The sequence below is a fragment of the Iodobacter fluviatilis genome (assembly GCF_900451195.1).
Taxonomy (GTDB): Bacteria; Pseudomonadota; Gammaproteobacteria; order Burkholderiales; family Chitinibacteraceae; genus Iodobacter; species Iodobacter fluviatilis.
Map to the genome: position 1 here is coordinate 210,846 of NZ_UGHR01000004.1, position 25,585 is coordinate 236,430.

The following is a 25,585-nucleotide window of genomic DNA, read 5'->3' on the forward strand; positions in this document are numbered from 1 at the left end:
ATAATCAGTGGACCTTGCTGTAGGTATCGGTATAACCAGGAATAGTTTGGCGCAGCACATCAATTGGATTGCTGCCTAAACCGCCTAAACCGCCCAGTTCAAGAAGGGCGAAGAAGTTGGTGTTGAATGTGCCGTCATTGGTAATGTAGCGTTGGGCAGCAAAGCGTAATGCCCAGCAGCCGGCATTATATTCAACGCCACTCAGCGTTTCTAAAGCCTTGTTGTCACGCAGCGAATAGTTAGCGCGCCCAATCGCGTACCAACCCCCGCCAAGTGGCCACTGGCCAGAGAAATCAAGCTGTTCGATATTATTGTTGCGGCTTTGTACATAACGCATATTCAGCGCACGGTAAGCACCCGGGCTCCAGCCCAGATTAATATCGGAGCGGATGGTGCTGTCGTCCCGTGCATTGTATTGCAGGCTGTAACCTACCATAAAATCACGCCAGACCTGCCCGCTTACCGATAGTAATAAATCGGATGACGTTGCTTCTTCGGGCCTGCCTGGAGCATCTAGGGTGACTTTTTGATCGGTAAAGTAAAAGCGCTGGCCAATCGTGGCACGGACACGTTCAATCCCGGTTGATGATTCGTACAGGCGGGAAGAGAGGGCCAAGGTCAGCTGATTGGCATCATTAATACGGTCGTTGCCTGAAAACTGGTTTTCAGAAAACATTTGTGCAAAAGAGAAATCAGTAATGGCCGAATCAAAATTAGGCAGCTTGGATTGATCGCGGTAGGGCACATAGGCGTAATAAGCCCGAGGCTCTAGAGTTTGCGTGTATTCCTCTCCACCCAGTGTGGTTTCTTTTTCAAAATACAGGCCACTATCAACGCTGAAAATAGGCAAAACACGATTTTCGGAGCTACTGACTTGATTAGGGCCATTGGCTCGCAGCTGATAGCTGGAGGCGTGTACGCTGATCTTGGGCTTGATAAAACCATAAGAACCAATAAAAGGCATGCTGATCTCAGGCTTTACCCAGACGCGCGTGCCGTTGATTTTGGTCGAGTGATCAAACTCAGTGGCTTCTGCTGAAACGCTCAGTTGTACGCCTTTAATCCAGTCTGGCGTGGCAGAAAAACCAATTTGCGGTACACGGGCATAGGGCTCGTCAACCGGGTTGGTTGTACTTTGAATGGTTTGAAAGCGCTGCCAGCGCCCAAAAGTCTGCCAGTTATCACCGCGATAACTCAGTACGGCTTCACGTGGCAAATTAGTTTGCGAGGCCACACTTAAGCGATCGCCAAAATCGTTAAAGTAATCGTCATCCGATACTTTTTGCACATTCAGGCTGAGCGACAAGCGATCGGTCAGCGCTTGCTGATGTTGAAATACAATACTGCTGCGGCTGCTGTCTGAAACCGTATCGTTGCTTAAGCCTTCCACTTTCAGCGTGCCTGCGTAATCAGGCTGCATATAGCGAAACTCGCCACCCAGCATTACACCCCGGCGCGACATATAGCGCGGCGTTAAGGTGAAATCATAATTGGGCGCGATATTCCAATAAAAAGGCGTGGAAAATTCAAAACCATTACGGTTGTTGGTGCTGAAGGATGGCGCTAAAAATCCGGTTTGCCGATTGCTATTGAGCGGGAAATTCATCCACGGCATATACATAATCGGCGCGCCTTTGAATTCCAGCCAAGCATTGTGGGCTACGCCTTTATTGGTGACGTAATCCAGCTCCAGCTCATTGGCGTGCAAAAACCAGGCATTGTCGCCAGGCTTGCAGGTGGTAAAGCGGCCATCTTCAAGGCGATATTTATCATCGCCCTCAAAGAGCAGCTTTACCGCATCCCCTCGGCCCAAGCCTTGGGCAATGGCATAGTCTGGATTGGTGAGCGTGCCATATTTGGTATCGAGCAGATAATCGAGCTGATTGCCTTTTAAGACATCCCCCTGGCGTGTCATCTCGATCTGATCACCGGCGGTCACCTTATTCGACTTTTGATCGAAGGTGGCCCACTCGGCATTGACATCAAGATCGCCTCTGTGGAGTTGAACATCGCCTCTGGCCTCAGTGGTCCCGGTCGTGGTGCCAACGACGTTGTCGGCTTCCACATTGATGGGAAGAGGCTCGGCCGAATGCGCCATCGCACAGAGGAGTGCAGCGGCAATTGCGGTGAGACGGAAATGAAATGGTGTGTGGGTCGCGGACATGCGGCCATCAGGAGCTGATAGAATTTGCAGATTCTACTGCATTGCTGGCACCTAAGACCATGACTAGAACAGATTCACTTCATTCCTGGCTGACCGAAACACTGGGTCAAGCCCCAAAAACACTGGAAATTGCGGCTGCTGACGCCAGCGTTCGCTCGTATTGGCGCGCTGTTTTTAGTGATCGAAGCCTGATTATTATGGATGCACATCCCGCTGATTTTGATTGCCAGCCTTTCTTACAACAGCAGCAACGCCTTGCCAGTGCGGGCTTACCGGTGCCTGCTGTACTGGCACAAAACCTTGAGCAGGGCTGGGTTGTGCTTGAAGATCTGGGTACAAAAACACTCGCCAGTCTGATTGATGCAGACAACGCCGCCAATTATTACCGTCAGGCCATTTCTTTGTTGGTGAAAATGCAGGTGAGTACACCCATCGATGGCTTAGCGCCTTTTGATGGTGCATTTATGCAACGCGAAATGGATATTTGCCGCGAATGGTATTTTGGCAAAGCCTATGGCGTGACGCTGGAAGGCAAAGATTTGGGCGTCTGGGAGCGCAGCTGTGCGCTGATCGTTGCACATAATCTGGCTCAGCCAACCCTCTATATGCATCGTGATTTCCACTCCCGAAATATCATGGTGCAAGACGACACGCTTCGCCTGATTGATTTTCAAGATGCGGTGCTTGGCCCGATTACTTACGACCTGGTGTCTTTGCTTAAAGACGCTTACCTCGCATGGGATGAAGCCTTTGTGCTCGATTTGGCGATTCGCTATTGGGAGCAAGCTCGTGCTGCAGGCTTGCCGGTGCACGAAGATTTTGGCGATTTTTATCGCGCATTCGAATGGCAAGGGCTGCAACGCCATCTTAAAATCCTGGGCCTGTTTGCTCGCCTGAAGCACCGCGATGGTAAAGAGCAATATCAGGCTGATATTCCGCGTGTATTTGAATATGTACGCAAAGTTTGCCTGCGCTATAGCGAATTAACTCCGCTGGGGCGTTTGCTTTTAAACCTGCATGGCGAGCCGGTAGCCACTGGATTCACCTTCTGATGAAAGCGATGATTCTTGCTGCGGGGCGTGGCGAGCGCATGCGCCCCCTTACTGATACCTGCCCTAAGCCGCTATTAGAAGTGGGCGGCACGCCCTTAATTGGCTGGCATTTACATCGTCTTGCCGCTGCGGGTATCACCGAGGTGGTGATCAATCATGCATGGTTGGGTGCGATGATAGAAGAGCGCTTGGGGGATGGCAGTGCCTACGGGGTGCGCATCCAATATTCGGCAGAAGATGTCGCGCTGGAAACGGCAGGGGGGATTGCTAAGGCGCTGCCGCTATTGGGGGATGAGCCGTTTTTATTGATTAGCGCTGATATTTTTACTGATTTTGATTTACACCGTTTGTTGGCTTATGCAAAGACAATGGATCAAAACCATGTCGCTCATTTGGTGATGGTGCCCAATCCTGAATATCATCCTCTGGGGGATTTTGCTTTGGAAAACGGCTTGATTGTGCCGAATGGGGCAGAGAAATACTGCTATGGAAATTTAGCGATTTGTCGAGCTGGATTACTTGCAGACGTTGTTCTTGGTGAAAAAGCCAAATTAGGTCCCATGTTGGCTAAGTACGCGGCTGAGGGTCGGGTGAGTGGTGAGTATTTTGAGGGTACATGGGTAAACGTAGGTACGCCTGCTGATTTACAGCAGGCGGATACTTTAGTCAGAGAAGGTAATGGCAAGTTGCTGGGTGTTTGAGAGACGTGATTTTTAAAACTTTTGAATGCTGATCGATCAGATCATTGGGATTTGCATCAGACAAGTAATACGTGGCCTCAGTTGTTTATGAACACTTCAGCCTCCGTAGGACAGGGGGCGTTTTTTTTGATTTGGGTCAATAAAACGTATTTACCTGCTTTCATCGTAAATAGAACCTTTTTAAGTTGCAACGATAGGAATAAGATTGATAGTGGTTCGTATTTAAGAATGAATACGACATATATCGCTGTTTTCCTTAGCTTAAAGGTATGTTTATGAAATATCTGGTCCCCGCGATTGCGCTCGCGCTGTCTGCACAAGCCTATGCCGCAGAATATCCGATTGGTAAGCCAACGATTAAAAATGGTATGGAGCTGGCTGCCGTTTATTTGCAGCCGGTGAAGATGGATCCGGATGGCATGATGCGTAAGGCGGAAGCTTCGGATATTCACCTTGAGGCGGATATTCATGCCGCGAAAGGTAATCCGAATGGTTTTGGTGAAGGCGAGTGGGTGCCGTATTTATTGATTAAGTATGAGTTGCAAAAAGCGGGCAGTAAGAATGTGATCAAGGGCGATTTTATGGCCATGGTTGCTAGCGACGGCCCGCATTACGGCGACAATATCAAGCTGGAAGGCCCCGGCAAATATAAGCTGAAATACACCATCCTGCCGCCATCAGAAAACCCGCACGCCCACTTTGGCCGCCATGTGGATAAGGAAACGGGCGTAGCACCTTGGTTTAAGCCTTTTGATCTGAACTATGAATTTACCTACGCCGGAACAGGCAAGAAGGGCGGTTATTAAGATCGTCTGATTCAAGGCCCTCAGCTTTTCAGCCTACTGATCATCCGTTCAACAGGCTGCTGGCTGGGGGCTTTGTGCTTTCTTATGGCTTAAATTGTTGTTGGTTTATGGGACGAAATGATATGCGACGTATTGTGGTGGCTTTGTTAAGCACATGCAGCCTGATGGCGAGTGCGGATGATTTGCTGACATTCAGGGTGGAGCTTAACGATGGCAAGGTCACGCCAACGCGTATTGAAGCTCCGGCAAAAACCAAATTCAAACTGATCTTGGTGAATAAGGGCAAGTCGCCTGCTGAATTTGAAAGCCTGCCGCTGCGCAAAGAAAAAGTCCTCGCCCCTGGGGTTGAATCCTTTGTGGTGATTCAGGGCGTATCTGCTGGCGAATATATTTTCTTTGATGATTTCCACCCACAGGCTCGGGGTGTGATTGTGGTGAAGTAAGGGGGCATTATTTTAGTGCCTTCGGCACGTTGATTTAGGTGCGGGATCCCCGCGAAGTCTTTAATTTCTGCTTCGCCAGAAATCATAGTACGCAAAGAAGGCGCCCCCACGAAGTACGAAGGCTCCTCCGCTGCGGACAGCGGCGGCTGCGGAACTCGCTTCGCTCAGACAGGCATCAAAGAAACCCCGCCCGCTTGTTCCTCGTGTCGCGGCTTCAAGGGGGGATTTAAGCCCCGTGCCACGATAGCGGGAAAGTTTTGGGTAACTAAGAGTTTGAAAGTACCCAAAACCTTAAAACAAGCGTCTTAATTCAAAACCTGTTTTTCTCCGTGAAACTCCGTGTTCTCTGTGCCCTCTGTGGTTCAAGATTTAGGTTTTTGTTCTCATGTGTTGTTGCAATTTTTAAAGGTTAAAGACTATGGAACAAGTCGCATTTATTGTCTGGCGAGAAAGCGTTGAAGCGCTGCTGGTGGTTGGGATCTTATATGCGTGGTTGCGTGCCAATCCGGTGGCTGGCCAGCGTGGCATGGCCTATCTCTGGGGCGGTGTGGGCCTTGGTTTGGTGCTATCGAGCTTGCTGGCGCTGACGCTATTGGGTGTTTCCAGCTGGTTGGATGATACGGCTCAGGAGTATTTCCAGGCCGCAATGCCCTTGGTGGCCGCTCTGCTGATTGTGCAGATGGTGGTGTGGATGCGTAAAAATGGTCGCAGTCTTAAGCGTGAATTAGAAGGCGGCCTTGCCAGCAATGCGGCGGAAAAAAACTGGTGGGGCTTGCTGTTTTTAGTGGCGCTGGCTGTGGCGCGTGAAGGCAGTGAAACCGTTGTGTTTTTATACGGCAGCGTGGCAGGTAGCAGCAATGGCGGCTCGTTAGCGCTGGCGGGCTTGGGCGGCTTTGTGGCGGCGCTGGCGACATTTCTGCTACTGCAATTGGGTGGTAAATATATTTCTTGGCGCTGGTTTTTTAAGGTGACCGAAATTTTGCTGCTGCTCTTGGCGGGCGCAATGCTGAACTCAGGCGTAGAGCATTTGATTGGTATGGGTGTTTTGCCCGCGATTATTGATCCGCTCTGGGATAGCTCGGCTTGGCTGGATGAAAGTGTGAGTGTGGGCAAATTACTGGCCGATTTTGCAGGCTATCGCTCGCATCCAGCGTTATCTCTGCTGGTGATTTGGAGTGGCTATTGGATTGCCACCACTTATGTGCTGCGCCGGGTGAGTCGAACAGGGCAATGACTATTTTGAATTCGCGTACCGCTCAGTTCGGCAATTTTTTACGGGACCACGCTCATTGGCTGCGCAAGCTGCAATGGGTGGTGGTTTTTTTCTATTTGTTTCTGCTGATTATTCCGACGTTTGTGAGCCTGCCTGATGAAAGCGCGCGGGTTTTTAATCATCTGGTGATTTTTGCGCAGTTTGCCTTTTGGGGAATCTGGTGGCCATTTGTGCTGATCTCCATGCTGCTGATGGGCCGTGTCTGGTGTGGCTGGTTTTGTCCTGAAGGCATGCTGACAGAATGGGCCAGTGAGCGCGGGCGCAATCATACTATCCCTCGCTGGATACGCTGGCAGGGCTGGCCCTTTGTGGCTTTTGCTTGTACCACCGTTTACGGGCAGCTGCTGAGTGTTTACCAATACCCGCTGGCGGCGATGCTGGTGCTGGGCGGCTCAACCCTAGCGGCGGTGGGCGTTGGTTATTGGTATGGCCGCAGCAAGCGGGTGTGGTGCCGCTACCTTTGCCCCGTGAATGGCGTGTTTAATTTGTTGGCCAAGCTGGCGCCATGGCATTACAAGGTGGATGTGGAGGCTTGGAAAGCGCCGCAAGCCAAAGTGATGCCGATTAACTGTGCGCCGCTCGTGCCGATGCGCAATATGCAGGGCGCAACCGAATGCCATATGTGCGGGCGTTGCAGTGATTATCGGGGCGCAATTGCTTTGAACGTGCGTTCGCCTGAAGACGAAATCACTCACGTTGCCAAGGGCAGTGGCTGGGAAACCGTGCTGATTTTATTTGGCCTGATGGGGCTTGCTGTTGGTGCATTTCAGTGGACCGCCAGCCCGTGGCTGGTGGATGCCAAGCAGATGATGGCGGAGTGGCTGGTAAACCGAGATATCTTCTGGCCGCTGCAAGACAACGCGCCATGGTGGATTCTGACGCATTACCCCGAGGTGAACGATAGCTTCTCCTGGCTCGATGGCGGCCTGATCGTGGCCTATATCGGCTGCAGCATGCTTTTTCTGGGCGGCAGCCTTTATCTGTGCTTAAAGCTGGCCGATTGGATCTTACCCAAGCGTGATGCTTTAAGCGTGCATAAGCTGGCGCAGTCCTTTATTCCCGCAGCGGCTTGTGGTGTATTTTTAGGCCTGTCAGCACTGACGGTGAATTTACTGAAGCATGAAGGCGTAGCAATGGCATGGGCACCAACGGCCAGAGCGGTGTTGCTGAGTTTGGCGCTATTGTGGTCTCTGCGCTTGTTTTGGCGCTTGGCGGGCCAGCGTACGATGCAATGGTGGCCACGTTTGGGCGCGCTGGCGTTGGCGGGCCTCGGCCTGACTTTATATGGCTGGGCCTGGGTGCTGTTGTTTTTTGTGTGGGCCTGACGTAGAGGGTAGCAATTTGACATATTTTGGCTTAATAATCAGCGGGCTCTTTGATCTTACACATTGAGTTCTGCTGCACTGCAACCTAAGCTGGAACAACGATCTCAAGGGGGACGGCCATGTCAGAGTTTACTTTTTTTACGGAACAATCTCAGCGCTACGCTGATTTACAACATAAATTAAGGCAATCGACCGATCCCTTTGGCTTGCTTGCCAGCTCGATTAAGGCTCAGCAGGCATGGCTGCAAAATCCCATGGCCTTATCCAATGAGCTGTTTCGCTATCTGAATGATGTAAGTAAGTGGCAAAACTTTACCACGCGGCGTTTCTGGGGCGAGGCGGATAGCGATGTTTTTCCGCCTCATCCTGAAGATGTACGTTTTGCAGACCCGATCTGGAGCGACAGCCCCTATTGGGATGGCATTAAAGAATGGTATTTACTTAATACCCATTGGCTGCAGGATGCGCTTTATGCCACGCCGGATATGGGCGAGCACGAGCGTAATCGCAGTGCTTTCTGGTTAAGACAAGTGTTGAACGCCGCTGCTCCGACCAACTTTTTGCTGACTAATCCGGTGGCAATTGCCAAAGCATTAAGCACCAATGGTGACAGCCTCGTTGCAGGCTATAAAAACTTTAAAGAAGACAAAGCGCGTGGCGATATCAGCATGACTGATATGAACGCGTTTAAAGTGGGTGAAAATCTGGCGACAACGGCAGGATCGGTGGTGTATCGCGGGCGCTTACTGGAAGTGTTGCATTACGAGGCGACTACTCCCACGGTGCACAGCGTGCCGCTGGTGCTGGTGTCCCCATGGATTAATAAGTATTACATCCTCGATATGAACGAGAAAAAAAGCCTCGTGAAGTATCTGGTTGACCAAGGCTTCTCGGTGTTTATCACCAGCTGGAAAAACCCCGATGGCAGCATGCGTGATGTGGCCTTTGATGACTATCTGAACGATGGTGTGGCACAAATTATTAAAGTGGCGCAGGAAATCAGCGGCAGCGAACAAGTCCATTTATTGGGTTACTGCCTTGGCGGCACCTTGGCTGCAACATACCTTGCGTGGGCCAATAGAAAAATGCCGGGGAAAGTGCCCGTGGTTTCAGCAACCTTACTCACCACGCTGACCGATTTTGAATATCCGGGTGATATTGAAGTCTTTTTAGATGAGGAGGGTCTGGATTTTATTGATGGCGTGATGGAGAAAAAAGGCTTTCTGGATGGCAAAGATATGGCCGCTTCTTTCAGAATGCTGCGCTCCAATAGTCTGATCTGGAATTACTGGGTAGATAACTATTTGCTGGGCCAAACGCCAAGTGAATTCGACGTTTTATATTGGAATATGGATTCCACCCGTATGCCAATGAAAATGCACCGCACCTATTTGCGCGAATTATATTGGAAAAATAAGCTGGTTCAGCCAGATGCCTTAGAAATTGCTGGGCAAAAAATCGATTTAGGCCAAATCAAGCAGCCGCTGTTTATGGTGAGTGCAGAAGAAGACCATATTGCCCCATGGCGGCAAACTTATACCCTAGCGGATCGCAGCGGGGGCGATGTCACCTTTACTCTCTCCACATCCGGCCATATTATCGGCATCGTTAATCCACCTGGCCCCACATCCAAACGCAGCTACTGGCAGGGCGTGCCTGAGACTGGTGAAAGTGCTGAAGACTTTTTAGCCCGGCAAAAAAAGGTAGCGGGCTCTTGGTGGCCCAACTGGGTAGAGTGGCTTAAGCCGCAGTGTGGCGGGCAGGTCAAACCCAAATTATCCAGCCGGGCCTATCCACAACAAGGGGCTGCACCGGGGACTTATGTTTTGGAGTAGTGGCATAAGAATTCAAATTCTTAATCATGAAGACCACAGAGGTTCACGGAGAAAAAATTGATTAAAATGGGGGTAATATAACTTCACCGAATACGGTCCGCTGGCGTAACCCAGCGGGGTCGGTGAAAAAAATGTTGGGTTACGCGAAATACTCGCTAACTCAAGCTACAAAATCGCGTTATTCGGGAAGTTATGCTCTTATTAATATGAGCTCACCACTGCGTCATCTTTATTTTTTTAAGTAAAAACGTCTACAGGTTTTAATTTATTATAAGGCGGGCGAAAGCCCGCCTTAACACTTTGAGCCAGCTCAACGCTATCCGCGTTATCTCGTGTTAAAAATGATGTGGTAATTTGATATTGTTGCAGACACAGTCCCTCAGTGATAATGGGGGCAGCGATTCACTCTTATGCCTTTTTACGGTATTTAGAGTCATAAAAAGACTTGATGATGATTGGCCTTTCGGTCAAGGCAACGGGGCTTCCTGACAGATTGGGCAAGTCGCCCTGGCCTCCCTCCCCCTTAGCTTCTCTTTGTAAGAGAGGCGGGCGCAGTTTCACCTTAATGCACACAAGGAAAAGATATGGCAACGCGTAATGATCTGGCAAATGCAATCCGCGCTTTAGCAATGGATGCTGTTCAAAAAGCGAATTCCGGCCACCCTGGTATGCCGATGGGCATGGCGGAAATCGGCTTGTCGCTGTGGGGCAACCATATGCGTTTCAACCCGACTAATCCACAATGGGCTGATCGCGATCGTTTTATCTTATCTAACGGCCACGGCTCCATGTTGCAATACGCTTTGTTGCATCTGACTGGCTACGATGTAACGCTGGATGATCTGAAAAATTTCCGTCAGTTTCATTCTAAAACGCCAGGTCACCCTGAAGTGCATTACACCCCGGGCGTAGAAACCACCACCGGCCCGCTGGGCCAGGGGATTACCAATGCCGTAGGTTTTGCATTGGCAGAAAAACTACTCGCACGTGATTTCAACAAGCCAGGTCTGGATATCGTTGATCACCATACCTATGTATTCCTTGGCGATGGTTGCCTGATGGAAGGCATCAGCCATGAAGCTTGCGCTTTAGCGGGTACATGGGGCCTCGGTAAGCTGATTGCATTCTGGGATGATAACGGTATTTCTATCGATGGCCATGTAGAAGGCTGGTTTACCGACGATACCCCTAAGCGTTTTGAAGCTTACAACTGGCATGTGATTTCTGTAGATGGCCACGATGTAGATGCCCTCGATGCAGCCATCGTTGCCGCTAAAGCCGTAACAGACAAACCAACACTGATCTGCTGCAAAACTATTATTGGTAAAGGCTCTCCAAATAAAGCGGCCAGCCACGATTGCCACGGCGCGCCACTCGGGGACGCTGAAATTGCCGCGACTCGCGCAGCCATTGGCTGGAACCACGGCCCGTTTGAAATCCCTGCGGATGTGTATGCAGGTTGGGATAAAAAAGAATCCGGCGCGCGTTTAGAATCTGATTGGGATGCGCTGTTTGCTAAGTACGCAGCAGCCTATCCAGTGGAAGCAGCAGAATTCAAACGCCGTATGAGCAATGAATTGCCAGCAAATTGGCAAGATGTAGTACAAGCAGCCGTAAGCGATGCCAATACCAAGGCAGAAACCATTGCCTCACGTAAAGCATCACAAAACGCACTGAATGCCTATGCGCCCCAAGTACCAGAACTTTTAGGTGGCTCGGCTGATCTGACCGGCTCTAACCTGACCAACTGGAAAGGTTGCGTTTCACTGAAGCGTGAAGGCAATGAGCTGATCGGTAACCATATCAGCTACGGCGTGCGTGAATTTGGTATGAGCGCCATTATGAATGGTGTGGTGCTGCACGGCGGTTTCCGTCCTTATGGCGCAACCTTCCTGATGTTCTGCGAATATGCACTGAACGCGCTGCGTATGGCTTCCTTGATGAAGACCAACAACCTCTTCGTTTACACCCATGATTCGATTGGTCTGGGCGAAGATGGCCCGACGCATCAGCCGGTTGAGCAATTGCAAACCCTGCGCTGCATCCCTAACCACCATGTATGGCGTCCATGCGATACCGTAGAATCCATGGTGGCTTGGGCTCACGCCATTGAGCAAAAAGCAACGCCATCATCCCTGATTTTCAGCCGTCAAAACTTAATGTTTATGGCGCGTGATGAAGCCACCATCGCCAATATCAAAAAAGGCGGCTATGTATTAAAAGACGTGGCGAATCCGGCGGTTATTCTGATTGCAACCGGTTCTGAAGTAGAGTTGGCTGTGAAAGCGGCCGAAGCACTGGCTGCTGAAGGTGTTGCTGCCCGCGTAGTGTCTATGCCATCAACCAATGTATTTGATGCGCAAGATGCTGCTTACAAGGCTGCTGTATTGCCTCGTGGTGTAGCGCGTTTGGCCATTGAAGCAGCAACTTCAGATTTCTGGCGCAAATACGTTGGCCTAGAAGGCGATGTTATTGGTATGGATACATTTGGTGAATCCGCACCTGCTGGCCAACTGTTTAAACACTTTGGCTTTACTGTAGAAAATGTAGTGGCTAAGGCGAAAGCAATTATTGCTTAACTGGCTTGGGCTGAAGAAGGGGAGTAATAAAACCCTTCTGAATAAAAAAACGGGCATTTATGCCCGTTTTTTTATGATAAAAATAATTTAAAGATCAAGAGAGAATAAGTTTAGTTCTTTATGCAGAGACAGTGTTTTAATGAGTTTAAAGTTTAATTTATTCAGTAATTGTATTGATGTTTGATTATTTAAATCAGTTGTTGCTAGCAAGCGCGGCATGTTTAATATTTCTTTGGCGTATTTAACAACACCCGTTGCCGCCTCAAAGGCAAACCCCTGGCCCCAGTATTGCGGCAAAAAGGCATAGCCCAAATCTGCGTCTTCCAAATAATCTCGCTTTAACAGGCCACAAAGGCCAATGGGTGTTTCAGAATCGCTTAGCTTTACAATATACAGGCTAAAGCCTAGCCGGTTTTGCATATCAACGGGGCCATTTATAATGGCGGTTTGTGCTTCTTCTAAAGTGCGAATGCCCCGGTCACCAATAAACTGATGCCACGATGGCTCGTTAAGTAGCTGCAAATAAAATGCGGCATCATTTATGCTGATTGTGCTGAGGCAAAGGCGGGCTGTTGTGATATGTGGCATGGCAGTATCTGCTAAATGGGCATGAATTATTCTACCGCGATTTGCTAGTGAATAAGTTTTGGGCTGGTTTCCTGATGTGTAAAGTTAAATAGCCACATGGATAATTCAGCTGTAGCCATAGGCTTTGCATAAAGATAGCCCTGAATATAGTCGCCACCAAGCTGAGTAATGCAGCTGGCTTGCCCAGGGGTTTCTACGCCTTCGCAAATGACTTTCATATTTAAGCCATGCGCCATTTCGATGACGGCCTTAATCAGCGTCTCACCGCCCTGGCCAATTCTGTTAACAAAAGCACGATCAACTTTTAATATGCTGATTGGCAGCGCATGCAGGCGGGCTAAAGAAGAATAGCCGGTACCAAAATCGTCAATATGAAATTTGATTCCTAATTCGCAGCATTTCAGCATGGTTTCGGTCATTTCAGATTCATTTTTTGCAAATAAAGACTCGGTTACTTCAAGATTTAATAAATGGGGAGGGAAATCAGTTTCTAATAGAATGGCGTGCAAATCATCAAAAAAATCATTTTCTAGCATTTCCTGAACACTGATATTAACAGAGAGGCGTAAATCTGGATAAACGCCAAATTCCATTTTAGCTACCATGCAAGCTTTCTTTAGTACACCTAAAGTATAGCGGCGGATAAGCCGGGCATTTTCTGCAATAGGAATAAAACGATCCGGGCTGATTAAACCAAGCCTAGGGTGAAACCAGCGCCCTAAGACTTCCAATGATTCCAGTTTTTTTCCGTCGGTAGATAAAATAGGCTGAAAAGAAATATCAATTAATTCGCCATCGACGCTCGATCTTAAATCGTTTTCTAATTTTTCATATTCATCCAACAGAGATTCCATGGCCTTATCAAAAATAACCGTCCTGTCCCGTCCAGCTTGTTTTGCCTGATACATGGCAATATCTGCCTGCTTGATAATATCTTCGGGAAGCAATGTTTTACTAATGTCATTATTTAAATAAACCAAGCCAATACTGGCTGAAACGCGTAATGTTTTATTCGCAAAATCTACGGGTAATGAAAGTTGTACGCGAATTCGCTCTGTGATTTGCTCCGCAGTAGACATGCTGATCGGGTTTGTCAGCATAATCGCAAATTCATCCCCCCCCAGCCGTACTGCACAATCACTTTCACGAATGGTCTCTAAAATTCGTTTTGAAAGCACAATAAGCAGCTGATCACCTGCCGGGTGCCCGTGCACATCATTAATCATTTTAAAACCATCTAAATCAATTAATAATAAGCACAGGGCCTGCATTGATTTTCTGCGCAATAAACTAAGTGATAACTTTAACTGCTCATTTAAACGGCTGCGGTTGCCAAGCGATGTGAGCGGATCATAAAGCGCATCCCTGATCAATTTTTGATGCTGATTTTCTATTTCGTCGAGTAATTCATTGACGGAAAGGGCAAGAAAATCTATTTCATCAATGCCAGAATGTTGCAGGCGCCCGTCTGATTGTTCCCCTAAGCGAATCCTGTGCAGTTTCTGGCTGTAAAAGGTGATCCGCTTAATGACCAAGTGGCCCAGCCCCAGCATCACTAATATCAGTGATATGGCCCATACAGAAATTAAATTAATAAGCAGTAAAATATAAGCAAATTGCCCTTCTTTATAGAGCGGGCGTACACCATCAATGCTAATGATAAATGGATGGGCATCTTTGATTTGCCGTATTGCATGGTATTTCTGATCGCTAAAGCTGATGCTTTCAGTCTGAATATCGGGAGGTAAGAGTTTAAAGGGGGTCTGGCTTAGCTTTTGCATATGCTGCAACCTGCTGGTATTGATATGCCTGCCCATAATCGTCATGCCCATTGCCGGGCCACTGCCATTGCTTTTTACGATCGGTGAAAATGCTAAAATATAGGCCTGATCATTTAAAAAATATAAAGCTGATCTTGAGCTGGAGATGGCCATTTCTTTTTTAATATTTAGTTTTTTTAAAAGCGTGTTAGTTTCTATGCTGTTTGAATTAATGATGGATTTTCCTGATTCCTGGCCAAGGAAATCGCTAAGAATCACCGATAGTGCTATTTCACCATTGGGATGAATTAAAAAGATAAAATCATTTCCCATATTGCTGATGGCTTCATAGGTGTAATTTGAAGCAATATATTTTTTATTGCCATCCTTCATAAAAGCGCATGTGTCATCCCAGACGGAATAATCGGTCGCAAATTTTTTATGAGAGAGGAGTTGTTCGTTAATTAGTAAATTAGCAGCATCTAAATCACTTTGGATGCTTCTTTTTTCAAATTGAGTGAATTTCTCAGAAAGTATCTGGTAAGAGAAATACGAGCCGAAGCTAACGGTCACCAAGAGTGTGATGCCGAGCAGCCGTAATACTCTGATTCGTAATTTGCTGATCAAGAGATAAATCCTGGTGCAGGGTTTATGTCAGCATAGTTCTTGAATGGTTTTTTTGCTTGTGGGACGTTGTTGTTTTTCTAAACAAGAACCTGGCGCGTTTCTTTGAAAAACTGATAAATCTGTTGCTCAATGGCATCGTCTATCATCATTTCTGGTCTCTTGCCGTGAGGGCAGGCAAGCGCGGGGGTGGTGCCAAATAGCCTGCAAATCAGTGGGCGCTCTGAATAGACGGTGCAGCCTTTATCGGCGAGGTGGGGGCAGCTCAGGTTTTCCAGCGCATCGGCCTGTTCAGCGGCGCTTTTGCGGGGCAGGCGGGCCATTTCTTCACTGGATGTGGTGACGGGGCCGCAGCAATCATGACAGCCTGGAATGCATTCAAATGAGGGAATTCGCTGGCGGAAAAAACGGATTTTTTGACTATTCATCGCTTGGCCACGGAGTATTAAAAGTGAGGACGGGCTATTTTATGGCACTTTGCTTTTTTGTATTGAAAAAGTAAGGTCATTGATCTGTTTTGACGATAAGTCTGTGGTGTTTTTTCATGCTTTTACTTGAAATTGATCATAAAGGCATCATATTGCCTTTTAACCTATGCGCTCAGCGCTTTTTAATGATGCCACAGAGTGGTGTCATCTTTTTTGGAGTTTTGAAATGGTACAAGCGACAGCAAGCCACCTTTTAGTAAGCAGCGAAGCCAAGTGTGAAGAATTGAAGCAAGAAATTTTGGCCGGTGCTGATTTTGCTGCCGTTGCTAAAAAGCACTCCAGCTGCCCTTCTTCTGCTCAAGGCGGTGATCTGGGCTCGTTCGGCCCAGGTATGATGGTGCCGGAATTTGATAAAGTGGTTTTCAGTGCGCCATTGAACGAAGTGCAAGGCCCAGTAAAAACTCAATTCGGTTATCACTTGCTGATTGTTACTAGCCGCGGTTAATAAACGGCTAGTTTAAAAAAAAGCGCACTCCATCTGGGTGCGCTTTTTTTTGCTTAAAATAAAAAAATCTATTTTTAGAAGCTGTAGTTTGCACCAATAGTGAATGCAGATAATTTTACATCTTCAATTTCAGCATATTGTGTGTATTCAGTACGCAGGCTGAAGTTTTTATTAAATGCATATTGTGCACCGATACCAAACATCGCTTTCGTTTCTGTTTTTTCATCGGAGTAGAAGGTATAGCTATTCTTTGTGTTAGCTTCAAGAGTTGCTTTAATGCTAGCAACGCCTAAGCGGCCATACACGCTGAATGCTTCAGTAAATGGGTAGGAGCCGATTACGGATGCATTTACTGATTTTGCGTTTACGGATAAGTTGTAAATGGAGTATTTCTCTTCGGCTTTTCCGTGGTCACGATAACCAATTTCAGCGGCAAGATAAGGTGAGAATTTGTAACCACCGTGAATGCCAAATGTTGTGTCATTGCCGGAAATAAAGTCGGAGCTTACTTTGCTGCTGCCTACATCTGCACCAATATAGAAGCCTTCAGCAAATACAGGAGATGCGATCAGTGTGGAGAGAAGCAGGGATGCAAGAATATTCTTTTTCATTTTTTTCTACAAAGAAGTATTAGAGAGATGCGTCAGAATGTATAGGTAAAACCCCTTATTTTTCTGACCTTGCCTGTAAACTGGCGGCAAATATTAGCACTCTCTTCTGATTTATCTATTGTGAATATTCCCGTGCCATGGTGGGTGAATAGTTTAGAGTTGTAGTTGCTAATTAGGTTTTGATTGTAAAACTATTTTTTTCAAAAACTTATCTTCAATAATAAAAAACGCCACTCTATAGAAATAGAGTGGCGTTTTTTATTTTAGAGTGCAAATACTTAAAGATTACATCTCTTGCAGCACTTCAATTCCCAATAAATCCAAACCTGTTTGCATGGTTTTAGCTGCAGCCTGGCAAAGGGCTAAGCGGCTGCTGCGAATCTCGCCTTCGGCTTTAAGCACTGGGCAGGCGTCGTAAAAGCGCGAGAAGCGGGTGGCTAGGGTATAGAGATAGCTGCATAAAACGTGCGGGCAGGTGTCGTTTGCTGCTTGTTGCAAGATATCCGGGAATTGAACTATGGTAAGGGAAAGCGCGTGCTCGGCTGGCTCGATTAACTCGATTTTTGCATTGGCGTCTACTTCACCCGCCTGACGGAAGATGCTGGCAATACGGGTGTAGGCGTATTGCAGATAAGGCGCGGTATTGCCTTCGAAGCTCAGCATGCTGTTCCAGTCGAATACATAATCGCTGGTGCGGTGCTTGGACAGATCCGAGTATTTGACCGCAGCAATGCCTACTGCGTGGGCGATATGGTGGCGGGTGGCTTCGTCCATATTTGGATTTTTGCTGCTCACCAAATCAAAGGCGCGGCTTTCTGCTTCGGAGAGTAAATCCACCAGCTTGATCAACTCGCCACTGCGGGTTTTGAATGGCTTGCCATCGTCGCCCATCATGGTGCCAAAGGCGACGTGTTCTAGGTGGGTGTCGGCGGGCACAAAGCCTGCTTTGCGGGCCACGGTAAACAGCTGCTGGAAGTGCAGCCCCTGACGGGCATCGACCACATACAGAATACGGTTTGCGCCCAGCACGCCAGTGCGATAGCGGGCTGTGGCTAAGTCAGATGTGGAATAAAGAAAACCACCGCCTTGCTTTTGTACGATAAAGGCAGCGGGATCGCCGTCTTTATTGCGGAATTCTTCAAGGAACACCACTTGAGCGCCTTGGCTTTCGGTCAGTAAACCTTGGGCGCGCAGATCATCGATCACGACGGGTAAATCATCGTTATAAGAGGACTCGCCTTTAACATCATCGCGGGTTAACAACAGGCCCAGCTTTTGGTAAACGTCTTCGCAATGCTTCATTGAAATATTGAGGAAGCGTTGCCACAGCGCGCGCACTTGTGCGTCGCCCGATTGCAGCTTCACGACATATTCGCGGGATAAATCAGCAAAAGCAGGGTCGGCATCAAAGCGCACTTTGGCGGCGCGGTAGAAGCCTTCTAAATCGCCCAGCGCTAATTCCGAATTTTGATTTTCATTTTCCAGCATATAGGCGGTCAGCATGCCAAATTGCGTGCCCCAATCGCCCACATGATTCTGGCGGATGACTTTATGGCCCAGATAGCCGTAAATACGGGTCAGCGAATCGCCAATAATGCTGGAGCGCAAATGGCCTACATGCATTTCTTTTGCGAGATTCGGCGATGAATAATCAATTACGACGGTTTCTGCTTTGGCCACCCCTGTGCCAAGCCGGGCATCGGCCTGCTGGGTGCTCAGGGTTTGCGACAGAAACGCATTACTCAGAGTGATATTAATAAAGCCCGGGCCCGCGATTTCCAGCTTATCAGCAATGCCTGCCAGATCAACACAGGCCAGCACTTGTTCAGCCAAGGCGCGTGGATTGGTTTTCAGGGCTTTTGCCGCGCCCATAATCCCATTGGCCTGGTAGTCGCCAAATTCTGGTTTGGATGCGACTTGAATATTCGGTGAAGCATCAGGAGCGCCAACCTGGGCCAGTGCAGCAGCAAAGCGGGAGGTGAGTAGTTGGTGAATAGCCATAATGGGGACTCGGTATGAATTTAGCCTCTATTGTAATCGCATTCGAAAGGCTAGCGGACGTAGATGTCATGATTGCCGTTGTTTTAACCTTATTGGGTGGTGTTGATTCACTGAAGACAGAATCCGTTTTATCAAACTGCCCGTATTGCCTTAGTTCCCGGATGCCTTTTTTATGCAAAGATGATTTATCGCAGTGTGTGCTTGTTCAAATAATGGATTAAGTGCAGTGATCAAGGCTTGGCATTGCTTGTTAATCACTCTATTCTTAAATGAAAAATATATTGATTCAGGCAAGCCCGTCGGGGCCGCCGTGAAACATGAGTTTGAACTCAGGAAAATAATTAATGGCACTTGATCATGATGAAGACTGGATGCTGGAGGATGATGAGAATGATGCGTCAGCCTCTGCAGCGCTTGTTCGTCAGCCTTGGAAGCTACTCATTGTGGATGATGAGCCTGATGTACATCGCGCTACGATTCTGGCCCTAAAAAATATCGTTTTTAAAGGGCGTGGTTTAGAAATTCTCCATGCTTATTCAGGGCAGGAAGGGTTTGAGAAGCTCGCGGAGCATCATGATATTGCTTTAGCGATTTTAGATGTGGTTATGGAAACCGACGACGCAGGCTTACGCCTCGTGCGGCGTATTCGTGATGAATTAGGCAATCAGCTGGTACGTATTGTGCTGCGTACCGGGCAGCCGGGGCACGCTCCAGAGCAGCAGGTTGTACTTGAATACGATATCAATGATTACAAAACAAAAACTGAGCTGGTCGCGAATAAAATATTTACCACAGTGATTGCTTCATTACGCAGTTTTGAGAGCCTGCATGCTTTAGAAAAAAGCAGCCAAGGCTTAGCTAAAATATTGGAAGGCGCAACCAATCTTTATCAATTACATTCATTAAAAGAGTTTGCCTCCGGTGTTTTGAAGCAGGTCGGTGCGATTTTAAATTTGGGCGAATACGGCATGCTCTGTGCTCAGTCTAAAAGTAATCTGCAGAGTTTTGAGGTTTTAGCCGCAACGGGCCCATTTACTAATCTTTTAGATGGCCAGACCCTTGCCGAAGACAGCCGCCTATTAGTAGCCCTTAATACCGCATTACAAAATAAATGCAGTCAGTCTGATTATCCTTACGAAGTGTTATATATCGCCGGGCGAAACAGCTACGATTTTGTGGTTCATTTCTCGCCGCCATGGCCTTTAGAGGCGGTAGACAGAGATTTGCTGGATATATTCTGCGAGCGCATTTCTGCCGCGATGGATAATCTTTATTTGTATCAGCAATTACGCCGCTCACAAGAGGCGACTGTAATGGCTTTGGCTGATTTAGGGGAGTTTCGTGATCAGACAACTGGCGATCATGTCTTACGTGTGCAAAAACTGACCGACGCAATTGCGGGCCGGCTCAAAGCCAAAAATGCATTTCCGGAGCATATGGATAATGCATTTATGGAAATGGTCGGTATGGCCAGTATCTTGCATGATGTGGGTAAGGTAGGGACGCCAGATCATATTTTGTTTAAGCCGGGCAAGCTCACCGCAGAAGAGCGCGCAATTATGAATCAGCACTCTCCTATGGGCGCGGCTATTTTAGCCAGAACGGTGGCTCTGGTTGAGGGGACAACTTATTTATCGCTGGGAGCCGAAATAGCGGGGGGGCACCACGAGCACTTTGATGGCAATGGCTACCCCTTGGGTATTAAAGGGGATGAAATTCCGCTTTCAGCACGGATTGTGGCCTTGGTGGATGTGTTTGATGCCCTGCTGCATAAGCGCCCCTATAAAGAGCCATGGACGCTGGATGAAACGATGACTTATGTCCGAGAACGCTCTGGCACACAGTTTGATCCGCTGATTGTGGCCGCGCTGGATGAGGTGGTTGCCGAAGGCCTGCTGCCTTTGGATTTATTGAAAGACCCTGATGCGTAGCAGGCCGCCGCTTGATTCTTCTTCAGCATATAGAAAAGCCGTTCATCTTCTCAGAAAGGAACGGCTTTTTTATGGTGAGGTTTAATTATCTGGTTTTAGATGTGCTCATATTGCCCGGCTTAAGGCGTCTTAGGGCGAGGCCATCCTGATTGAAGACATGAAAAGCCGCAGCAGGTGCTGAGACCTCTAAATGTGAGCCAATATGAACCTCCCGATCACCATCGCCACGCACCACAATATCTTGGCCGTTGTTCAGGGTGAGATACACATAATTCGCTTCGCCTAAATGCTCGACAATGCTCACCGTACCACTAAAGCGCTCGTTAAAGCGCTGATCTTCGGCAAGGTGCTCGGCGCGAATACCTACTTTCACTAAATCACCTGTTTTGACATTGCTGCCATCCACTTCGGCCTGAATCGTGTCGCCGGTGCTGAGTTTAATATTTACAGTGGTGGCGCTGGCATTGAGCACGGCGCCTTCGATTAAATTCATTTTGGGCGAACCAATAAATGTTGCCACAAACAGATTGGCAGGCTGCTGGTAAAGCTCCAGCGGTGTACCGGCTTGCTGAATTTTACAATTATTCATCACCACAATTTTATCCCCCAGCGTCATGGCTTCGACCTGATCGTGGGTGACATAAACGATGGTGGCATTCAGGCTGCGATGCAGCTTGGCGATTTCCAGCCGGGTTTGTACCCGCAGCGATGCATCCAGGTTTGATAGTGGTTCGTCAAATAAAAACAGCTTAGGCTCGCGCACAATGGCACGGCCAATGGCCACTCGCTGGCGCTGGCCGCCGGATAATTCACGCGGCAGGCGATCGAGCAGGTGGTCAATTTTTAAAATACCCGCTGCGTGCAGAATACGTTTTTCAATTGCGGCCTTGTTTTCCCCGGCCACACGCAGGCCAAACGCCATGTTTTTATACACATTCATATGCGGATAAAGTGCGTAGCTCTGAAACACCATGGCAATGCCGCGCTCGGCAGGGGGCAAGTCATTCACTACTTTTTCATCGATCAGCATTTCGCCGCCGCTGATGCTTTCTAGGCCGGATAGCATGCGCAGCAGGGTGGATTTGCCACAGCCTGAAGGGCCAACCAAAACCACAAATTCGCCGTGTTTAATATCCAGATTAATATCGGTCAGAATCTGAGTTTTATTGTCGTAAGACTTGCTTAAATGATTGAGTTTTACAGTTGCCATTGCATGCTCCATGAGGATTGGATTCTGAGAGGGCTTCTCTTTGAAATTCCGTATCCTCTGTGTTCTCTGTGGTTCAAGATTTGGGTTTTAGCGCCAGAATTTATTTAACCGCGCCGGAAGTCAGGCCGCGTATCAATTGCCTTGAGAAAATCACATACATAATCAGCACCGGAATCACTGCGAGGCTGAGCGCCGCCAGTACAGAGTTCCAGTCGGTAACGTACTGGCCAATAAATTGCTGCACACCCAGCGTGACCGTTTTGGTGGAATCGCCAGGCGCTAAAATCAGCGGGAACCAAAGATCATTCCACACCGGAATCATGGTAAATACGGCTACGGTCGCCACGGCAGGGCGAATCAGCGGCAGGATAATCTGGAAGAAAATTTTGTATTCACCCACGCCATCACAGCGTGCCGCTTCTTTCAGCTCTTTGGGCACTTGGGCAATAAATTCGCTGAGAATCATCACCGCTAGCGGCAAGCCTTGGGCGGTATAAACCAGCACTAGCGCGGTGAGGGTGTTGATTAAATCCAGCTTAACGATCAGCTCAAGAATCGACACCGTCCCTAGGCGAATCGGCACCATAATACCGATGGCTAAAAACAGCGCCAGCAGGCGGTTGCCGCGAAATTTATATTCAGACAAAGCCCAAGCTGCCATCGCGCCAAATAGCAAAATCAGCGTCAGAGAAATTAGTGTTACCGATAGGCTGTTGCCAAAATAAAGCAGGAAATCTGACTTAGCCAAAACCTTATGAAAACCAATCAGGGAAAAGGTTTCTGCGGTGGGGAGGGCCAGCGGATCATCAAAAATGCCTGCCCGGCTTTTTACTGAGTTAATTAAAATCAACGCAATCGGGAAGAGGGCCAGCAGGGTGTAGCAGAGCAGCGTGAGCTGCACGACTAAGCCACCCGCTTGGATTTTTTTCATGGTGTTTACTCGCTAATCAAATATTGCTAAAGCCTTGGTTTTATATAGGGTGTGCATTCGTTTTTCTTGCGCACCGCTTTCGGTGCGTAAGGCCTACGGCCTTTGCACCCTATGTTCAACATTGCTAGGGGAGGGGGATTCCAATCCTATTAACTTAATAGGGCAAGTTGGTTTTTATAGGGTGTGTCTTTGTTTTTCCCATCCTACAAATGCATTTACAGCTCAAACCGCTGCAACTTGCGTTGGATAAAGAAGAAATAAGCACCCACGCCGCTTAAAATCACAAGGAACATCATGGTGGCCACCGCTGCGCCCATCGTGGGGCTGCCGATCTGGCTCTGGTAGCCAAAAAAGGTGCGGTAAAACAGCGTGCCCAAGATATCCGTGCTGTAATTTGGCCCCGCAATCGCGCCTTTCACCGAGTAAATCAAATCAAAAGCATTAAAGTTACCAACAAAGGTCAGAATGGTGACCAAGCCCAGCGTGGGCAGAATTAGCGGCAGTTTAATCTCCCAGAAAATACGCAGGCTGCTCGCGCCTTCCACATGGGCGGCCTCGACGATATCTTCTGGCACGGCCAGAAGTGCGGCGTAAATCAGCATCATTGGAATACCGACAAACTGCCATACCGAGATCAGCGCCAGCGTAATGAGCGCCGAGCCTTCATCACCTAAAAAAGGCGCAAAGTAATCGGCTAGGCCTGCAAAGCCCATGAGCTTTTCACCCACGCCCCATAAGGGGGACAGAATCAGCTGCCAGATAAAGCCAATAATGACGACCGATAGCAGGGTGGGCAAAAAGATCAGCGTGCGGTAGGTTTTTGCACCTTTTAAGCTTTTCAGGCTAAGCAGTGTGGCCAGTAATAAGCCGATTGGATTTTGAATTAATAAATGCAGTAAAAAGAATTTACAGTTGTTCCACATTGCATTCCAAAACGCATGTGACCATTCAGGATCAAACAAAATGGTGTGGTAATTGGCGAGGCCTGTAAATGTTTGATGACCGCTTTCACTGGTGGTGAAAAAGCTCAGTCGTAAAGTATCCAGCAGGGGTAGGGCGCTGAATACGGAGTAGATCAGCAGGGCTGGGGCAAGAAACACCAGAATATGCCAGGGGACTTTGCGCTGCATGGCGCGCCTCCGCAAAAAAAATGTCGGCAGCGATTCGCCGCCGACCAAGATCCACAGTCGAGTGTGAAATAGGAAAAAGACTTAGATGAACTCTGGCCGGGCGGGGTCGCCGCCCAGGCGCTTACAAATTATTTTTGCTGCGGTTTGTACCACTTAGCAAAGCCCGCTTGTACCTGAGCTGCGGCTTCTTTTGGTGCGAGTTTGCCGTTCAATACCTGGCTGTTTACATTCCACAGCTGGTTTTCCATCGAAGGCTCACCACGGTTTAAGATTTGCGCATTCAGACGGATGGTCGAGCCACAGCTCTTGCGCCATTCCAGCATTTGTTTTGCCACAGGGTCTTTAACGGTGATCAGGTGGTTAGACAAGCTGAAGAAGCCGGTTACTTTATTGGTGTAAAGGTCAGCAAATTCCTGAGAAGACAACCAAGCCAGAAATTTATAAGCATCTTCTTTGTTTTTGGATTTGCTGTTTACGCCCATACCAATATCGGTGTGATCAGAAATCTCGCACTTATCGCCTGCTTTTGGAACAGGGGGAGGGAATGCGCCAAATTCAAAGCTGGCTTCTTTATTGAAGTAGGCAATATCCCAAGAGCCCGTCGGGTAGATGGCGGCTTTGCCCATTGCAAACAGATTTTGGCTGTCCGCATAGGTTTGAGCAGAAGCGCCCTTAGATAAATAAGGAGCCCATTTGCTCATTGCATCCCAAGCGGCCACAAATTGTGGATCAGTAAATTTGGCTTTTCCTGAGATCAGGGCTTTGCGGCCCGCTTCGCCTTTCCAGTAAGGTGCGCCTACGCTGGTGAAGACAATTTGATTGGCCTCCCATTGATCCGCTGTGCCAAGCGCAACAGGGGTGTATTTACCACCTTTTTTGATGGCTTCGCTGACTTTCAGAAACTCATCTGTAGTCTTAGGTGGATTCAGGCCTAATTCTTTAAAGATTTTTTTGTTGTAGAAGAAGCCGTGAATGACAGAAGCCATAGGCATACAGAAAGCATCTTTGCCATCATCTGTTTGCCATGCTACTTTGGCCGATGCAGGGAAGTTTTCCATACCCGCTTTGCCATCTAATTTATCTAGGCTGCCTTTTTTGTAGTTAGCCAAAGAGACATCAAACGGACGGCAGGTAATCAGATCGCCCGCGGTGCCACCAGCCAGACGTGCAGTCAGGCTGGAGTCATATTCTGTTGGGGTAGTGGGTGCAAATTTAACCTGAATGCCTGGGTTCTTTTTATTGAATGCAGGCAATAGTACTTCTTCCCACAGCGCTTTATCATCAACACGCCATGATTCAATGGTCAGTGTGCCAGCTTGTGCTGTGCCCGCTGCGAGTAAAGCGGCCAAGACGGCGCTTCGTGCAAGTGTACTCATTGTGGTGACTCTCCTCAGGGTTAGCCGTACTCAGCGTTATTTTTTTGTACGCTTTATTCGCGGCGAAATCACAATAGCATTACTGAGAGGGTGACATTTAAGTAATTTAATCTGTGTTGTGTTTTTGTTAAGTTATTGATTATTAATGGCAATGTGTTTTTTGTTGCGCTGCGGCATGTTACATTTTCTTACACGTAAATATTGCCTTTTTTTGTTTTAACTCAATGCAGCATGAGTTGTTGTTTGTTTTGTATAGCCGTAAAAATACTGAGCTAAGAAACATTTTTTTACAAATAAGCAAGATAGCTTACG

The 25,585-nt window shown here is 48.1% G+C and carries 20 protein-coding genes; 10 read left to right on the forward strand and 10 right to left on the reverse strand.

Annotated features, from left to right (window positions below):
- Positions 1 to 4: 4 nt before the first annotated feature.
- The gene (locus DYD62_RS19715) at positions 5 to 2,164 is read right to left on the reverse strand and encodes an LPS-assembly protein LptD (RefSeq protein WP_115229322.1); all 2,160 of its coding nucleotides are present in this window, start codon (positions 2,162 to 2,164) and stop codon (positions 5 to 7) included.
- 59 nt (positions 2,165 to 2,223) lie between these two features.
- Between DYD62_RS19715 and DYD62_RS19720 the strand changes: the two genes are divergently transcribed.
- From DYD62_RS19720 to tkt, 8 genes are all read left to right on the forward strand, one after another.
- Complete coding sequence (locus DYD62_RS19720) at positions 2,224 to 3,216, forward strand: aminoglycoside phosphotransferase family protein (protein ID WP_115229324.1); 993 nt, start codon at positions 2,224 to 2,226, stop codon at positions 3,214 to 3,216.
- A complete protein-coding gene (gene murU, locus DYD62_RS19725; protein WP_115229326.1) occupies positions 3,216 to 3,917 on the forward strand; it encodes an N-acetylmuramate alpha-1-phosphate uridylyltransferase MurU in 702 nt (233 codons plus the stop codon). Before DYD62_RS19720 ends, murU begins: the two co-directional genes overlap by 1 nt.
- Before the next feature lie 275 nt (positions 3,918 to 4,192).
- Positions 4,193 to 4,723 (forward strand): iron transporter, encoded by a 531-nt coding sequence (locus DYD62_RS19730; RefSeq protein ID WP_308418356.1) that lies wholly within the window; start codon positions 4,193 to 4,195, stop codon positions 4,721 to 4,723.
- Positions 4,724 to 4,845: 122 nt separating this feature from the next.
- Positions 4,846 to 5,166, forward strand: a complete 321-nt coding sequence (locus tag DYD62_RS19735) for a cupredoxin domain-containing protein (protein WP_172476528.1) — start codon at positions 4,846 to 4,848, stop codon at positions 5,164 to 5,166.
- A gap of 418 nt (positions 5,167 to 5,584) precedes the next feature.
- On the forward strand, positions 5,585 to 6,400 hold the full coding sequence (locus DYD62_RS19740; protein WP_115229334.1) for an FTR1 family iron permease: 816 nt from the start codon (positions 5,585 to 5,587) through the stop codon (positions 6,398 to 6,400).
- Positions 6,397 to 7,764, forward strand: a complete 1,368-nt coding sequence (locus tag DYD62_RS19745) for a 4Fe-4S binding protein (RefSeq protein WP_115229336.1) — start codon at positions 6,397 to 6,399, stop codon at positions 7,762 to 7,764. Before DYD62_RS19740 ends, DYD62_RS19745 begins: the two co-directional genes overlap by 4 nt.
- A gap of 119 nt (positions 7,765 to 7,883) precedes the next feature.
- The gene (locus DYD62_RS19750) at positions 7,884 to 9,599 is read left to right on the forward strand and encodes a PHA/PHB synthase family protein (protein ID WP_115229338.1); all 1,716 of its coding nucleotides are present in this window, start codon (positions 7,884 to 7,886) and stop codon (positions 9,597 to 9,599) included.
- Between the two features lie 584 nt (positions 9,600 to 10,183).
- On the forward strand, positions 10,184 to 12,178 hold the full coding sequence (gene tkt, locus DYD62_RS19755) for a transketolase (protein WP_115229341.1): 1,995 nt from the start codon (positions 10,184 to 10,186) through the stop codon (positions 12,176 to 12,178).
- An 87-nt stretch (positions 12,179 to 12,265) separates the two neighbouring features.
- Here the strand turns inward: tkt and DYD62_RS19760 are convergent, their stop codons facing one another.
- From DYD62_RS19760 to DYD62_RS19770, 3 genes are all read right to left on the reverse strand, one after another.
- Complete coding sequence (locus tag DYD62_RS19760; protein ID WP_115229344.1) at positions 12,266 to 12,766, reverse strand: GNAT family N-acetyltransferase; 501 nt, start codon at positions 12,764 to 12,766, stop codon at positions 12,266 to 12,268.
- Positions 12,767 to 12,810: 44 nt separating this feature from the next.
- Positions 12,811 to 15,153, reverse strand: a complete 2,343-nt coding sequence (locus tag DYD62_RS19765) for a bifunctional diguanylate cyclase/phosphodiesterase (protein ID WP_115229347.1) — start codon at positions 15,151 to 15,153, stop codon at positions 12,811 to 12,813.
- Between the two features lie 77 nt (positions 15,154 to 15,230).
- Positions 15,231 to 15,578, reverse strand: a complete 348-nt coding sequence (locus DYD62_RS19770) for a YkgJ family cysteine cluster protein (protein WP_115229350.1) — start codon at positions 15,576 to 15,578, stop codon at positions 15,231 to 15,233.
- 226 nt (positions 15,579 to 15,804) lie between these two features.
- Here DYD62_RS19770 and DYD62_RS19775 point away from each other — a divergent pair, with 226 nt between their 5' ends.
- Positions 15,805 to 16,083 carry a peptidylprolyl isomerase gene (locus DYD62_RS19775; protein ID WP_115229987.1) on the forward strand — a complete coding sequence of 93 codons (279 nt, stop codon included), beginning with the start codon at positions 15,805 to 15,807 and terminating at the stop codon, positions 16,081 to 16,083.
- Positions 16,084 to 16,157: 74 nt separating this feature from the next.
- On the opposite strand, the gene DYD62_RS19780 is transcribed toward DYD62_RS19775, so the two are convergent.
- Together DYD62_RS19780 and argS are read right to left on the reverse strand one after the other, a co-directional pair.
- Positions 16,158 to 16,694, reverse strand: a complete 537-nt coding sequence (locus tag DYD62_RS19780) for an outer membrane beta-barrel protein (RefSeq protein ID WP_115229353.1) — start codon at positions 16,692 to 16,694, stop codon at positions 16,158 to 16,160.
- Positions 16,695 to 16,979: 285 nt separating this feature from the next.
- A complete protein-coding gene (gene argS, locus DYD62_RS19785; RefSeq protein ID WP_115229355.1) occupies positions 16,980 to 18,695 on the reverse strand; it encodes an arginine--tRNA ligase in 1,716 nt (571 codons plus the stop codon).
- Positions 18,696 to 19,039: 344 nt separating this feature from the next.
- Between argS and DYD62_RS19795 the strand changes: the two genes are divergently transcribed.
- Complete coding sequence (locus tag DYD62_RS19795) at positions 19,040 to 20,626, forward strand: response regulator (RefSeq protein WP_115229360.1); 1,587 nt, start codon at positions 19,040 to 19,042, stop codon at positions 20,624 to 20,626.
- 85 nt (positions 20,627 to 20,711) lie between these two features.
- On the opposite strand, the gene DYD62_RS19800 is transcribed toward DYD62_RS19795, so the two are convergent.
- The 4 genes from DYD62_RS19800 to DYD62_RS19815 all read right to left on the reverse strand — a co-directional run bounded on the left by DYD62_RS19800 (position 20,712) and on the right by DYD62_RS19815 (position 25,273).
- Positions 20,712 to 21,836, reverse strand: coding sequence for an ABC transporter ATP-binding protein (locus tag DYD62_RS19800; protein ID WP_115229363.1), 1,125 nt, complete (start codon positions 21,834 to 21,836; stop codon positions 20,712 to 20,714).
- 100 nt (positions 21,837 to 21,936) lie between these two features.
- Positions 21,937 to 22,767 (reverse strand): carbohydrate ABC transporter permease, encoded by an 831-nt coding sequence (locus DYD62_RS19805; RefSeq protein ID WP_115229366.1) that lies wholly within the window; start codon positions 22,765 to 22,767, stop codon positions 21,937 to 21,939.
- A 215-nt stretch (positions 22,768 to 22,982) separates the two neighbouring features.
- On the reverse strand, positions 22,983 to 23,897 hold the full coding sequence (locus DYD62_RS19810) for a carbohydrate ABC transporter permease (RefSeq protein ID WP_115229368.1): 915 nt from the start codon (positions 23,895 to 23,897) through the stop codon (positions 22,983 to 22,985).
- 128 nt (positions 23,898 to 24,025) lie between these two features.
- Positions 24,026 to 25,273 carry an ABC transporter substrate-binding protein gene (locus DYD62_RS19815; RefSeq protein WP_115229371.1) on the reverse strand — a complete coding sequence of 416 codons (1,248 nt, stop codon included), beginning with the start codon at positions 25,271 to 25,273 and terminating at the stop codon, positions 24,026 to 24,028.
- Positions 25,274 to 25,585 lie beyond the last annotated feature (312 nt).